12 protein-coding genes are annotated in these 12933 nt (G+C 64.0%); 1 reads left to right on the top strand and 11 read right to left on the bottom strand.

Annotation, left to right across the window (positions count from 1 at the left end; translation table 11 throughout):
- Positions 1-3: 3 nt before the first annotated feature.
- From IAE33_RS10650 to IAE33_RS10610, 9 genes are all read right to left on the bottom strand, one after another.
- Positions 4-279 (bottom strand): peptidylprolyl isomerase, encoded by a 276-nt coding sequence (locus tag IAE33_RS10650; RefSeq protein WP_201163475.1) that lies wholly within the window; start codon positions 277-279, stop codon positions 4-6.
- Positions 280-339: 60 nt separating this feature from the next.
- On the bottom strand, positions 340-1110 hold the full coding sequence (gene hbdH / locus IAE33_RS10645; RefSeq protein WP_028634111.1) for a 3-hydroxybutyrate dehydrogenase: 771 nt from the start codon (positions 1108-1110) through the stop codon (positions 340-342).
- A 58-nt stretch (positions 1111-1168) separates the two neighbouring features.
- Positions 1169-2185, bottom strand: a complete 1017-nt coding sequence (locus IAE33_RS10640; protein WP_201163474.1) for an ABC transporter permease — start codon at positions 2183-2185, stop codon at positions 1169-1171.
- Positions 2185-3243 carry a microcin C ABC transporter permease YejB gene (locus IAE33_RS10635; protein ID WP_201163473.1) on the bottom strand — a complete coding sequence of 353 codons (1059 nt, stop codon included), beginning with the start codon at positions 3241-3243 and terminating at the stop codon, positions 2185-2187. Before IAE33_RS10635 ends, IAE33_RS10640 begins: the two co-directional genes overlap by 1 nt.
- A complete protein-coding gene (locus IAE33_RS10630; protein WP_236406377.1) occupies positions 3240-5168 on the bottom strand; it encodes an extracellular solute-binding protein in 1929 nt (642 codons plus the stop codon). The genes IAE33_RS10635 and IAE33_RS10630 overlap by 4 nt, the downstream gene beginning before the upstream one ends.
- Before the next feature lie 10 nt (positions 5169-5178).
- Positions 5179-5460, bottom strand: coding sequence for a peptidylprolyl isomerase (locus tag IAE33_RS10625; protein WP_060481974.1), 282 nt, complete (start codon positions 5458-5460; stop codon positions 5179-5181).
- Positions 5461-5492: 32 nt separating this feature from the next.
- Positions 5493-6596, bottom strand: coding sequence for a 3-deoxy-7-phosphoheptulonate synthase (locus tag IAE33_RS10620; protein WP_201163471.1), 1104 nt, complete (start codon positions 6594-6596; stop codon positions 5493-5495).
- A 563-nt stretch (positions 6597-7159) separates the two neighbouring features.
- Positions 7160-7459 carry a hypothetical protein gene (locus tag IAE33_RS10615; RefSeq protein ID WP_028634106.1) on the bottom strand — a complete coding sequence of 100 codons (300 nt, stop codon included), beginning with the start codon at positions 7457-7459 and terminating at the stop codon, positions 7160-7162.
- Positions 7460-7574: 115 nt separating this feature from the next.
- The gene (locus IAE33_RS10610; protein WP_201163470.1) at positions 7575-8861 is read right to left on the bottom strand and encodes an MFS transporter; all 1287 of its coding nucleotides are present in this window, start codon (positions 8859-8861) and stop codon (positions 7575-7577) included.
- Positions 8862-9272: 411 nt separating this feature from the next.
- Here IAE33_RS10610 and IAE33_RS10605 point away from each other — a divergent pair, with 411 nt between their 5' ends.
- A complete protein-coding gene (locus tag IAE33_RS10605) occupies positions 9273-10148 on the top strand; it encodes an AEC family transporter (protein ID WP_201163469.1) in 876 nt (291 codons plus the stop codon).
- 3 nt (positions 10149-10151) lie between these two features.
- Here IAE33_RS10605 and IAE33_RS10600 read toward each other — a convergent pair whose 3' ends face one another.
- Both IAE33_RS10600 and IAE33_RS10595 read right to left on the bottom strand, forming a co-directional pair.
- Positions 10152-11285, bottom strand: coding sequence for an HlyD family secretion protein (locus IAE33_RS10600; RefSeq protein WP_028634102.1), 1134 nt, complete (start codon positions 11283-11285; stop codon positions 10152-10154).
- Positions 11285-12931: an MFS transporter gene (locus IAE33_RS10595; RefSeq protein ID WP_060481979.1), complete on the bottom strand. Its 1647-nt coding sequence runs from the start codon at positions 12929-12931 to the stop codon at positions 11285-11287. The genes IAE33_RS10600 and IAE33_RS10595 overlap by 1 nt, the downstream gene beginning before the upstream one ends.
- Positions 12932-12933: the final 2 nt, after the last annotated feature.

Genomic DNA, 12933 nt, shown 5'->3' with positions numbered 1-12933 from the left:
GCGTTAGTCGCGGTAGAAGGTCTGCACCAGGTGGTAGCCGAACTTGCTCTTGATGGGCCCGTGCACCACCCGCAGCGGCTTCTTGAAAATGACCTGGTCAATGGCCCCGACCATTTGCCCGGGGCGAACCTCGCCAAGGTCGCCCCCGCGTTTGCCGGAAGGGCAGATCGAGCACTTTTTGGCGAGCACATCGAACGCTTCACCGTTGGCGATGCGCTGCTTGAGCTTCTCGGCTTCGTCAGCGGTCTTGACCAGGATATGGCGAGCTTGGGCTTTCATGATGTACCTGTGCGTGTAGCAGCAAAAAAGATTCATTATGCCCGACTGAACCGCCGCCAGTCATTGGGCCAACCAGCCCCCGTCCATGTTCCAGGCAGCGCCACGCACCTGGCTGCCGGCTTCGCTGCACAGAAACAGCACCAGCTCACCCAGGTGTTGCGGGGTAACGAAGGCCTGTGACGGTTGTTTTTCTGCCAGCAGTTCGCGTTGTGCCTGCTGGGTGTCGACGCCGGCAGCGGCACGGGCGTCGATCTGCTGCTGCACCAGGGGTGTCAACACGAAGCCTGGACAGATGGCGTTGCAGGTTACGTTGCTGGTGGCCGTCTCCAGGCCTACCACTTTGGTCAGGCCAACCACGCCATGCTTGGCCGCCACGTAGGCGGCCTTGCCGGTCGAGCCCACCATGCCATGCACCGACGCGATATTGACGATGCGCCCCCAGTTGCGCTCGCGCATGCCTGGCAGCACCAGGCGCGTGCCGTGGAAAACCGCCGACAGGTTGAGGGCGATGATCTTGTCCCAGCTTTCCACCGGAAACTGCTCAACCGGGGCCACATGCTGGATGCCGGCATTGTTCACCAGGATGTCCACCGGGCCCAGTTGCCGTTCGGCAAAGGCCATCAGCGCTTCGATCTGCGCCACGTCAGCCAGGTCGGCCGGGTGATGGACGACATCGACGCCGTGCCGGGCAATGCTGGCGATGGCCGCTGTGGGCTCGCCAAAGCCGTTGAGCACGATATTGGCCCCGGCCCGAGCCAGCACGTGCGCAATACCCAGCCCGATACCACTGGTAGAGCCGGTGACCAATGCGGTTTTGCCTGTGAGTGGCATAGCAGACTCCTTGGCAGCCCCTTGGGCGCTGCGTAAAAAAGACGACGGCCAGGCGCAGCTAACTTCTGGGGTCAAGCGCCTGGCGCAAGCCGTCACCGATGAACACCAGCAGCGACAGGATCACTGCCAGCGCGAAGAATGCAGTAAAGCCTAGCCAAGGGGCCTCGAGGTGCTGCTTGCCTTGCGTCACCAGTTCCCCCAGAGACGCGCTGCCTGCCGGCATGCCGAAGCCCAGAAAATCCAGGGCGGTGAGGGTGGTGATCGCCCCGGTGAGCATGAAGGGAACATAGGTAAGGGTGGCATTCAGTGCGTTGGGCAGGATGTGGCGCAACATCACCTGGCTGTCCGGCAGCCCCAACGCCCGTGCGGCCTTGACGTACTCCAGGTTGCGCCCGCGCAGGAACTCGGCGCGCACCACGTCTACCAGTGTCAACCACGAGAACAGCGCCATGATGCCCAGCAACCACCAGAAGTCAGGCTCGACGAAGCCACTTAGGATTATCAGCAGGTACAACACCGGCAGCCCTGACCACACCTCCAGCAATCGCTGGCCCAACAGGTCTACCCAGCCGCCGTAATAGCCCTGCAAGGCACCAGCTGCCAGCCCCACCAGCACACTGGCTGCCGTCAGCGCAAAGGCGAACAGCAGCGACACACGGGTGCCGTACAGTACCCGGGCCAGTACGTCGCGGCCCTGGTCGTCGGTGCCCAACCAGTTGCTGGCGCTCGGCGGGCTGGGCGTGGGCACTTGCAGGCCGTAGTTGGGTGTGTCGGCGCTGAAGGGAATGGGGGCGAACAGCATCCAGCCCCCTTGCCGGTCGATCAGCTGGCGCACGTAGGCACTGCGGTAGTCGGGCTGAAACGGCAACTGGCCCCCAAACTGCTGCTCGGTATAGCGCTTGAGTGCCGGCACGTACAGCTCGCCCTTGTAACCCAACAGCAGTGGCTTGTCGTTAGCCACCAGCTCTGCTAGCAGGCTGGTCAGCAGCAGGGCGGTGAACAGCCACAACGAAACCCAACCCAGGCGGTGGCGGCGAAAGCGCTGAAGGCGGCGGCGTAGCAGCGGCGACAGCATCAGTGCGCCCTCGCGTCAAAATCGATGCGGGGGTCCAGCAGGGTGTAGGCCAGGTCGCCCAACAGGCGGATCAACAGCCCCGCCAAGGTGAAGATGAACAAGGTGCCGAACACCACCGGGTAATCACGTGAAACCGCGGCTTCGTAGCTCATGCGGCCCAGCCCGTCGAGGGAGAAGATCACCTCGATGAGCAACGAGCCCGCGAAGAACACGGTGATCAACGCCTGCGGCAGCCCGGCCACCACCAGCAGCATGGCGTTGCGCAACACATGGCCATACAGCACGCGGCGCTCACTCAGCCCCTTGGCCCGCGCCGTAACGACGTACTGCCGGGAAATCTCGTCGAGAAAGGCGTTGCGGGTGAGCAGTGTCAGGGTGGCGAAACCGCCGATCACCAGAGCGCTAACGGGCATCACCAGGTGCCAGAAATAGTCGGCCACTTTGCCCAGCAGGCTGAGGTTGTCGAAGTTGTCCGACACCAGGCCCCGCACCGGGAACCAGGCAAGCGAGGTCCCCCCCGCGAACAGTACGATCAACAACAGGGCGAACAGGAACGAAGGCAGGGCGTAGCCGATCACGATCAAGGCGCTGCTCCAGGTATCAAAGCGGCTGCCGTGACGCACTGCCTTGCGAATGCCCAACGGGATTGATACCAAGTAGGTAATCAACGTGGCCCAGAAACCCAGGGACAAGGTCACCGGCAACTTCTGCACGATCAGGTCAGTCACCTTGGCGCCGCGGAAAAAGCTGTTGCCAAAGTCCAGCCGCGCATACTGGCTCAGCATCAGCCATAAACGCTCAGGTGCCGGTTTGTCGAAGCCGTACTGGTGTTTAATTTCTTCGATCAGCTTCGGGTCCAGGCCACGGGTGGCCCGGGAGCCGCCGCTCACCACCTCGGCACGGCCACCGGGTACACCACCGCCCAGCCCCTGCAGGCGAGCCACAGCCTGCTCCACTGGCCCACCCGGCGCCGCCTGGACGATGGCGAAGTTGACCAGCAGGATGGCCAGCAGCGTCGGCACGATCAGCAATAGCCGGCGCAGGATGTAGGTGGTCACGGTGTCGCCCTCAGCCGCTCGGCCATCTGCGCATTGGTAAGGGGTGTGGGGCTGACCTCCCACCAGGTGTCCAGCCCCTCGTCATAGGTTGCCTGAACCTTGGGCAGGCCAAAACGGTTCCACCAGGCGGTTGAACTGCCTGGCGGGTAGTAGTTGGGGATCCAGTAGTGGTTCCATTGCAACACACGGTCAAGCGCGTGGGCGTGCCGCACCATGTCGGCCTCAGTAGCGGCACGCACCAGGCCATCGATCAGGTGGTCCACGGCAGGGTCCTGCAACGCCATGAGGTTATTCGAGCCCGGGTCGTGGGCGGCAGCAGAGCCGAAATAGCTGTAGAGCTCAGCGCCGGGTGACAGGCTGACCGGGTAACCGGTCACGATCATGTCGTAGTCACGGGCCATCAGCCGGTTGACGTACTGGGCCGCATCCACGTTGCGGATGTTCAGGGTGATGCCGATTTGCGCCAGGTTGCGCTTCCACGGCAGCAGCAGGCGCTCCAGGCCTGCCTGGCCATTGAGAAAGGTGAATGCCAGGGGCACGCCCTGCGCATTCACCAAGTGGTCGCCCTGCGGTGTCCAGCCTGCCTGCCCGAGCAGCTTCAAGGCTTGCAACTGCTGGCTGCGGACGATGCCACTGGCGTCGGTCACTGGGGCGGTGAAGACCGTGGCAAACACCTCGTCAGGTACCTGCCCCCGCAGGGGAGCCAGCAGTTTCAGCTCATCGGCGTCGGGCAGTTGCGTGGCGGCCAAGGGGGTATTGGAGAAGAAGCTCTGCTGGCGGATGTACAGGTTGCGCATCATCTGCCGGTTGCTCCATTCGAAGTCCCACACCATGCCCAGTGCCTGACGTACCCGGCGGTCACGGAACTGCGGTTGGTCAAGGTTGAACACGAACCCCTGGGCGACCTGAGGTTTGGCGGGGCCCAAATGGGCGCGCTGCAGGCGGCCGTCCTCCAGTTGGGCGCCGTTGTAGCCCAGGGTGTAGGCAGTGGCGGAGAACTCCCGGTTGTAGTCGTAACCGCCACCCTTGAGCACCTGGCGGGCCACTTCGGTGTCACCGAAATACTCGATGCGCAACTGGTCGAAGTTGTAGCGCCCCCGGTTGACCGGCAGGTCGCGGGCCCACCAGGCGGGGTCCCGTTCGAAGGTGATACTGCGCCCGTTGTCGATGCGACCGACACGGTAGGGCCCACTGCCCACGGGCTTTTCGAAGCCGGCGCCACTGGCGAAGTCGCGGGCCTGCCAGTCATGGGCTGGCAGTACCGGCAGGCTGGCCAGGTCCAGGGGCAGGGTACGGCCATGATCGGGCTGCAAATCAAAACGCACCAAGCGCGGCCCTTCGACCGTAACGCCAGTGACCGCGGCGAACTGTGTGCGGTACTTGAGGCTGCCCTTGCTCATGAGCAGATTGAAGGTGAAGCGTACGTCTTCGGCGCGTACGGGTTTACCGTCAGCGAAGGTGGCGCGAGGGTCGATCTCGAAGCGCAGCCAGGCGTCAGCGGGGCCGCGTTCCATGCGCCGGGCGATCAGGCCATAAACGGTATAGGGTTCATCGAAGGCGCGGACGGCGAGTGGCGCATACAGCCAGCCATCGACTTCGCTCACGCCGGTGCCTTTGTCGATGTACGGCAGGATATGGTCGAATTGCCCGATCTCGATGGCAGAACGCCGCAAGCTGCCGCCTTTGGGGGCTTCCGGGTTCACGTAGTCAAAATGCTGGAAGCTTTCGCCGTAGCGCGGTGGTTCGCCATAAACGGTAAGGGCATGGCTGGGTGCGGCCTGCACTGCAAGGCTTGCGCACAACAGCAGCAGGACCCCCAGAAAAAGCAAAAGCGGGTTTGCCCCAGAACAAGCCTGTATACGCAACGAGGTTGCAGACACAGGCCTGGCCTTGGGCAAACCCGCTTTCACCGGGCACATGATCAGCGCCTGGCGATCAGTCCTGGCGGCTGGTCACTTCCAGCAGGTGGTAGCCGAACTGGGTCTTGACCGGACCCTGCACGGTATTGACCGGAGCGCTGAACACGACGGTGTCGAATTCCTTGACCATCTGCCCCGGGCCGAACGAACCCAGGTCACCGCCCTGACGGCTGGATGGGCAGGTGGAGTTGGCTTTGGCGATTTCGGCGAAGTCGGCACCGCCTTCGATCTGGGCCTTGAGTTCGTTGCACTTTTCTTCGCTGCTGACCAGGATGTGGCGGGCGGTTGCACGGGCCATGGGTACTGCTCCTCGGGGTAAAAAACGCAAGCCTAGCGCACTTGTCCGGGCTGTGTCTCGCAAGCCTTGCCCGTTGTTTCACGAAGTTGCTGTGCGGCCTGTTGCAACAGGGTTTCGGTGCACGCCCAGCCAAGGCAGGCGTCGGTGACCGACACGCCGTATTTCAGCGCACCCTTGCCCAGTGCCTGGCAGCCGTCGAACAGGTGCCCCTCGATCATCATGCCGATCAGCGAATGGTCGCCTGCCAGGCGTTGCTGCAGCACATCGTTGAACACGGCCGGCTGGCGTGACGGGTCCTTGCCGCTGTTGGCATGGCTGCAGTCGACCATGATGCGTGCCGCCAGCCCGGCCTTCGCCAGCCCCTGACGGGCCAGGGCGATACTGTGGGCATCGTAGTTGGGGCCTTGATGGCCGCCGCGCAGCACCAGGTGGGTATGCGCATTGCCCAACGTCTCGATGATCGCGGGGTAGCCTTGAGCGTCCATGCCGAAGTGGCGGTGAGGGTGCGCAGCGCTGCGCATGGCATCGGTTGCGATAGCAACGCCGCCATCGGTGCCGTTCTTGAAGCCCACAGGCAGTTCCAACCCGCTGACCATTTCCCGGTGTACCTGCGATTCGGTAGTGCGCGCACCAATGGCCGCCCACGCCAGCACATCCTCGAAATAGCCGGCGGCCATGGGTTGCAGCAACTCGGTGGCCACCGGTAGCCCGCGTTCGATCATGCTCAGCATCAACCCGCGAGACAGCGCGATACCGGCGTGCATGTCATCGCTGCCATCGAGGTGCGGGTCGTAGGCTAGGCCTTTCCAGCCCACTGTGGTACGGGGTTTTTCCACGTACGCACGCATTACCAGCAGCAGTTGGTCGCCCACCTGGCGGCTGAGGGTGGCCAACCGGTCGGCGTATTCGAGCGCTGCGCGAGGGTCATGCAGGGAGCAGGGCCCGACGATCACCAGCAGGCGCTGATCATGGCCCTGGAGGATATCGCCGATGGCTTGGCGGTGGGCCTGGACTTGCTGGGCAAGGGTGTTGGCCAGCGGCATTTGCTGTTTGAGCAGGTGCGGGCTAGGCAGGCGCTTGCTGACGGTGGTATTGGCGGCGTGTGGCTGGGTCAGGGCGAGGCTGGTGGCTTGCATGGTGTAGGTTCCTTTGGGCGGACGGCGCGCGCGCCGTCGGCCCTATCGAGGTGTTCGACAGATCGTTGATAGGTTGTTGGCTGTAGCGAGGCCACCTGTGCAGGACCGGTCGGAGGCGGCAGGCTGGCCCGAACGGTTATGGCTAAATCGCCAGGCGTAGGTGCAAGCGCGGTAATAGGTGACGTAGTTCATGGGGTTGTCCTGTGTGAATCGCTGATTTAAAAGGGCCTGAAAAGCAAAACCCCCGGTCGGGAAGCCGACCGGGGGTTGAGTGTTCTCATGTTCGGCGGCCCCTCGAAGGTGGGCGCCGTGGGAGTATCGGCGCCTAGTGGCTAAACCAATACCCAAAGTAATAGCTGGCAGGTGCGACACAGCCGGCAACAGCCAGCACAGGGCGCAGGGTGCGGCCCATGGGGTTGGCGTGATTGCAGGTAGATGATGGCATGTTGCGCTCCAATGAATGAGCCCGAGCTTACTTCAGGTGGCGCGGCTGATTCAATGGATAAATGCTATGGCCGTGATCAGTTGTAGAAATACCAGTCACGATCACGGCCTGCACAAGGTTAGTTACTGTCTTGGTCTTCAGCGGTACCGCCGCTGGCGCCTGCACCAGACCCCGTGGCCTCACCGGTGCTGTTTGAACCACCACTGGCGCCGTCATGCACGCCGGCGTTGCTGCTGTCGTTGTCGCGGCTGCTGCCCGGGGTGTTGACGCTGCTGCCCTCACCGGCGGTTTTACCACCGGATTGATCGGTTTTCGGGTGCATGTCGGTGTTGGTGCTTTCGGTCGCGGCGTAGCTGGTACCGGCCAGGGTGGCCAGGGCGAAGGCGACGGACAGCGAGAGGCTACGGATGCGGATCATGGCAAAGCTCCTGTGCGGATGATCTGTCCTTGCTTGGGCAGGGCTGCGCACAGGAGGTGCCACTTGGGCGACGGATGGTCGTGGAAGGCGGGGCCGGCTTGCGGCCCCGAGTGCATCAGCGGGCGTCGCTGGGGGCAGCCTCGGCGGGCTCCAGCGGTGGGTGCTCCTGGGCGGCGTGCATGAGGTCTTCGGTGACGCGCAGCTCTGCGCCGGTAGGCGAGAAGGTGGTCGAGGCCGTGAACGGGGCAGGGTGCTCGGCGGCTGGCCGTTTGCCACGGCGCCACAGGAAAAACGCCACCATGAACAGGTTGACCACGGCGAATGCCCAGAACAGCCCGGCTTCGCCAAACTCGGTCATCATCGGCGATATCGCCACCGGTGCCATGGCCGAGCCCAGCGAGTTGATCAGCAGCAGGCCCTGGATCATCGGTACCAGCGCATCAGACGGCGCGCGGTCGGCGGCGTGGCTGACCGCCACCGGGTACAGGGTGAACACCCCGCCACCCAACAGGAACAACATGGCCGGCAGCAGGAACGAGTCCGACGGCAGAAAAACCGTGACCAGCGCCAGCACCACGCACAGCCCTGCCAGGGCAATCAGTACATCCTGGCGATCCTTGCGGTCGGACCAGCGCCCGACGGGGTACTGCAGCAACATTGCACCCAGGATCACCCAGGCCATCATGTTGCCGACCTCGCCCACCGCCAGGCCGATGCGTTGCAGGTACAGCGGCAGCAGGGTGTAAATGCCGGCAATGGCCACGCCAGAGCCAAAGCAGCCGACCAACCCGGAGGGCACGACACCCAGCAGCTGCCGCGGTTTGAGCGGTTCCACCTGCTCCAGCAGCGGCGATACCCGAGGCAGGATCACAATAGGCAGCACCGACAGGGCAGTCAGCACCCCTGCCAGCATGAACGGTGCGCTGTCACCCAGGCGGGTGATTTCGCCAAGCCCCGCCTGGGCCAGCACGCCTGCCCCGTAGAACGCGATCATGTACAAGGCCAGCAGGCGGCCGCGTATCTTGGCGTCACCGGCCAGCAGCAGCCAGCTTTCAATCACCAGAAACACGCCCACGGCCGCCCAGCCGTTAATCAGGCGCAGCACTGACCACCAGGTGACGTCGTAGAACAGGCCCTGCAGCAGGATGGTCGCGCCGATCAGCGAGGCGAAGCTGGTATAGGCGCGGATGTGGCCAATGCGCAGGATCAGCCGGTCGTTGAAGATGGCGCCCAGGGTCAGGCCGATGAAGTAGGTGGACGACACAATACCGATGGTGGTGGCGGACTCGCCGGCATCGCCCAGCCGCAGGGTGGTCAGAGAAGACATGAAGCCGTTGCCCAGGGCAATGATGAACAGCCCGAGCAGGGGCGCCAGCGCCATGGCCAGCAAACGCGGAGACATAGGTACCTCAGGTTGGATAAGCGGAATGTATGCCTTTGCGGACGCGCGCACGGTCTGGCCCGAAAGTGGGCGAGGGCTGCACGGATGGGACCTGGGCAAGACTCAACCGCTTGGCCATCAGGGAGAAGGCTGGGCGGGGAGGGTTGAGCCTATTTCACATGTGCGTTCATGTGGTCAGGCGCGGACTCGGTCTTTGCTGCCGGTTGCCACCGTTCAAGGCGACGGGCGAAAAGGAAGCGCGATTCTACGGGCTTGTGCGGTTTTGCCCAAGGGGCCAGGGCCTGCGACGAGATGCCGCAGGCTGGGTTGGGCACGTCAATGTCCTGGGCAGGCATCCGCCGGCCGTTAACGGGCCGCCGATAACCTGTCGGGCTGCGGCATAATGCAGCACCCCCTGCAAGGAAGGCCCTCATGTTCGCTTCGCTGTTCGCGGTTCTGGCCCCGGTGTTCATCGTTGCCGGTATCGGTTTTGCCTGGGCCCGCGCCGGCCTGGAATACCCCACCACCTTCATCGCCCGCATTGTGATGATGGTCGGTACCCCGGCCCTGGTGTTGTCCACCCTTAGCCGCACCGAACTCGACCCCGGCGCGTTTACCAGCATGGCCCTGGCCTGCCTGCTGTGCACACTGGGCATGGCCATTGCCGCGCTGCTGGTGTGCCGGTTATCTGGCATGCACTGGCGGGTGCTGACGCCCGCCTTCATGTTCCCCAATACCGGCAACATGGGCCTGCCGATCAGCCTGTATGCCTTCGGTGAGCATGGCCTGGCGCTGGCGGTGGCCTTCTTCCTCACCTTGTCGATCGTGCAGTTCACCGTCGGCATGGCCATTTCCGGCACGGCCGCATCGCTCAAGGCCTTGCTGCGCAACCCCATTGTGATCAGCCTGGCGGGGGCAATGCCCATCATCTTTCTGGATGTCGAGCTACCGCGCTGGCTGGCCAACACCGCGGACCTGCTCGGTGGCATGACCATCCCGCTGATGCTGCTCACGTTGGGGGTATCGCTGGCCAGCATCCGCCTGCAGCATGTGCGCAGCGGGCTGGTGTTGGGCGGCCTGCGGATCGTGCTGGGCGCCGGCATGGGTTGGGCGGTGGGTACGCTGCTGGGGCTGCAAGGCCTGGAGCGAGCGGTGCTGGTGGTGCAATCGGCCATGCCGGTGGCCGTGTTCAATTACCTGATGGCGGTGCGCGCCAACCGGGAGCCCGAGCAGGTGGCCAACCTGGTGATGTGTTCCACGGTATTGTCCTTTGCCTGGCTGCCGGCGGTGCTCGCCTGGTGGATGTAGGCGCTACTGGTCGCCGTTGGTATCGATACTGACCACCACCGACATGCCCGGGCGCAGGTGTCGGGCCTGGGGCTGGTCAGGGTCGACGGTAATCCGTACCGGGATGCGCTGGGCGATCTTGACGAAGTTACCGGTGGCGTTGTCTGCCTGCAGCAAGGCGAATTCAGAACCGGTGGCTGGCGAGATCTGCTGGATGTGGCCATGCAGCTTGAGGTGGTTCAAGGCATCGACGGTGAAGCTCGCCGGTTGGCCGATACGCACGTCGGCCATCTGGGTTTCTTTCATGTTGGCGATGACCCACAAGGTGTCCGGCACCAGCGCCATCAGTTGCGCCCCTGAGTTCACATAGGCCCCTAGCCGTGTGCCGATCTGCCCCAGCTGGCCGTCCCGCGGTGCGGTGACCCGGGTGTTGTCCAGGTCGATGCGCGCCAGGGCGACAGCAGCCTTGGCATTTTCCACCGCAGCCTCCAGTGCGGCGCGGTTGACCACCACCGTCTCGCGGTCCTGCCGGGCGATTTCCAGGGCCGCCTTGGCTTGGGCCAGGCTGGCGACCGCAGCCGCTTCGCTGGCACGGGTAACGTCCAGGTCACGGCGCGATACCGAACCATCCGTCACCAGCGCCTGGTTGCGGGCAAGGTCTGCCCGGGCCTTGGTCACCTGCGCTGCGGCATCGCCGATGGCCGCCTGGCGCTGGGCGATGGTGGCTTCGGCACTTTTGCGTTGCTGGGCGTTATTGGCCAGCGCCGCCTCTTGCTGCTGCTGTTGCGCAATGGCTTGAGCCAGGCGCTGGATATAGATGCGGTCGTCCAGTTGCACCAGCAACTGCCCGGCCTTCACGTGCTGGAAGTCCTGCACCGGCACATCGACGATGTAACCACTCAGTTGTGGCCCGATGAGGGTGACCTGGCCACGCACCATGGCGTTCTCGGTGCTTTCGATGGCGCTGCTGAATGGCGGCAGGCGCCAGGCGTACAGCACCACCAGCACGCCCGCCAGCGCCACGCAGGCAAAGGTAACCGCCGACATCACCCGCACCCGCCGCGAGCGCCCGGGGCTGGTGGGTTCACTGGGCGGGGCGGTGCCCTCCGGGGCTTCGGCGATGGCTGTGGTGGTGGTGGTGCGGGTATCGTCGGTCATCAGGTGGTTGCGCCGGAGGTGGAGTCGTTAAGGCTGGCCTGGCGCTTGCTGTACCACAGCCAGGTGCCGCGGATGCAAATCCAGACCATGGTCAGAATAGCGATACTGCCGATCAGCATGAACACATCGTTGTAGGCCATTACATTGGCTTCACGGGTGGCGGCGCTGGCCAGCTGGCGCAAACCGGCTTCGGTGCGCAGGGCCGGGTCGGCGAGGATGTGCGCATAGGCGGCGCCACCGCTTTGAACCCGCGCGCTCACCAGCGGTTCCACGGCGCTCAGGTGGTCCATGAGGTGGCTGGAGTGGAATTTTTCTCGCCAGATCTGGAAGGTGCTCAGCAGTGCGGCGCCAATCAGGCCACCCAGGTTGTTGCAGATACCGAACAGCACCGAAAAACTCACCAGGTTGCGCGGGTTGGCGCGTACATGGCTGATGCCCAGCACCATGGACGGCCCCAGGAAGAACGTACTGCCGAACGCCAGCAGGAACTGGCTGAAATACATCTGTGCCGGCCGTGTGAGGTTACTGGATGAGCTGTCCATGAAGGCGCCAATGGCCATCGCCAGCAGCGATATCAAAAGCGGCAGTATCAAGTGATTGGGCGAGATGGTCAGGGCGCTGGTGGCAAGCCCGGCTACGGCCCCCAGCAGCATGATCCAGTACAGGGTGCGCATCTGCTCGCTGCCCATGTTGAGCATCTGCAGAAAACCCACCGCGCCGGTGGACTGCTCGGACGTGACCATGCGGATCAGAATGACGCAAAGCCCCAGGCGGATGATTGCGCCGCTGCCCAGCCAGCGGGTCATCAGCAGCGGGTTCTGGCGGTTGTGCTCGATGGCGAGCCCGCTGAAGATCAAGGCAATGGCACCCGCCAGCGCCATGCCGATCCACGGTGCATCCAGCCACCAGTCGATACGCCCCAACGACAGCGCGGCGCAGAGCAGGGCGGTACCACTGGCCATCAGGGCAAAGGTGAGGAAATCCAGGGGTTCAAAGGTTTTGAAGCGGTCGCCCGGCGGCAGCTTCAACAGCAGCACACAACCCAGGGCGGCCAGCGCCAGGCCCAGCTCGAACAGGTACAGCCCGCGCCATTCGCCAATCAGCAGCAGGTCTTCCGAGAAGATGCGCGCCAGCGGCAAAGCCAGCTGCGAGGCGCCCAGCCCCAGCACAATCGACTTCAGCCGCCACTTTGCCGGGAAGGCCTGAATCATGTAGTACAGCCCCAGCGAGGTGAGCGCCGCGCCCACCATGCCGTGGGCCGCCCGCACGGCGATGGCCGAGTTGAGGTCGTTGACCAGCAGGTGGGCGAAGGTGACCACTGCATAAAGCACCAGAAACACTTCGGTGAATGCGCGCAGGCCGAACTGCTGGCGAAATTTCACCAGCAGCAGGTTCATGGACACCGTGGTCATCACATAGGCTGCCGGCAACCAGGCCATCTCGGCGGTGGTCGCACCCAGCGCACCTTGCAGAAATACCAGGTTGGCGGTGACCAAGGCGTTCCCCAGGCCACCGGTGATCGCTACCAGCAGGCCCACCAGGCCATAAGCCAGGCGTTTGCCCGGTGCGTGCAGGGGGGTGGAGGGCGAGCCGGGCAGCACGGGCTTTTCGTGGGGCAACCAGTCGCGAGGGGCGTATTTGTCCATGG

The sequence above is a fragment of the Pseudomonas sp. S60 genome, from assembly GCF_016647865.1.
Lineage (GTDB): Bacteria > Pseudomonadota > Gammaproteobacteria > Pseudomonadales > Pseudomonadaceae > Aquipseudomonas > Aquipseudomonas parafulva.
This window is presented reverse-complemented; position numbering and strand designations above follow the sequence as displayed.

Excerpts from the sequence above, each read along its gene's own strand:
- IAE33_RS10650 (WP_201163475.1), bottom strand. The coding sequence starts at position 279 with ATGAAAGCCCAAGCTCGCCATATCCTGGTCAAGACCGCTGACGAAGCC.
- IAE33_RS10610 (WP_201163470.1), bottom strand. The coding sequence starts at position 8,861 with ATGTCTCCGCGTTTGCTGGCCATGGCGCTGGCGCCCCTGCTCGGGCTG.
- IAE33_RS10615 (WP_028634106.1), bottom strand. The coding sequence starts at position 7,459 with ATGATCCGCATCCGTAGCCTCTCGCTGTCCGTCGCCTTCGCCCTGGCC.
- hbdH (WP_028634111.1), bottom strand. The coding sequence starts at position 1,110 with ATGCCACTCACAGGCAAAACCGCATTGGTCACCGGCTCTACCAGTGGT.
- IAE33_RS10595 (WP_060481979.1), bottom strand. The coding sequence starts at position 12,931 with ATGGACAAATACGCCCCTCGCGACTGGTTGCCCCACGAAAAGCCCGTG.
- IAE33_RS10640 (WP_201163474.1), bottom strand. The coding sequence starts at position 2,185 with ATGCTGTCGCCGCTGCTACGCCGCCGCCTTCAGCGCTTTCGCCGCCAC.
- IAE33_RS10600 (WP_028634102.1), bottom strand. The coding sequence starts at position 11,285 with ATGACCGACGATACCCGCACCACCACCACCACAGCCATCGCCGAAGCC.
- IAE33_RS10620 (WP_201163471.1), bottom strand. The coding sequence starts at position 6,596 with ATGCAAGCCACCAGCCTCGCCCTGACCCAGCCACACGCCGCCAATACC.
- IAE33_RS10605 (WP_201163469.1), top strand. The coding sequence starts at position 9,273 with ATGTTCGCTTCGCTGTTCGCGGTTCTGGCCCCGGTGTTCATCGTTGCC.
- IAE33_RS10625 (WP_060481974.1), bottom strand. The coding sequence starts at position 5,460 with ATGGCCCGTGCAACCGCCCGCCACATCCTGGTCAGCAGCGAAGAAAAG.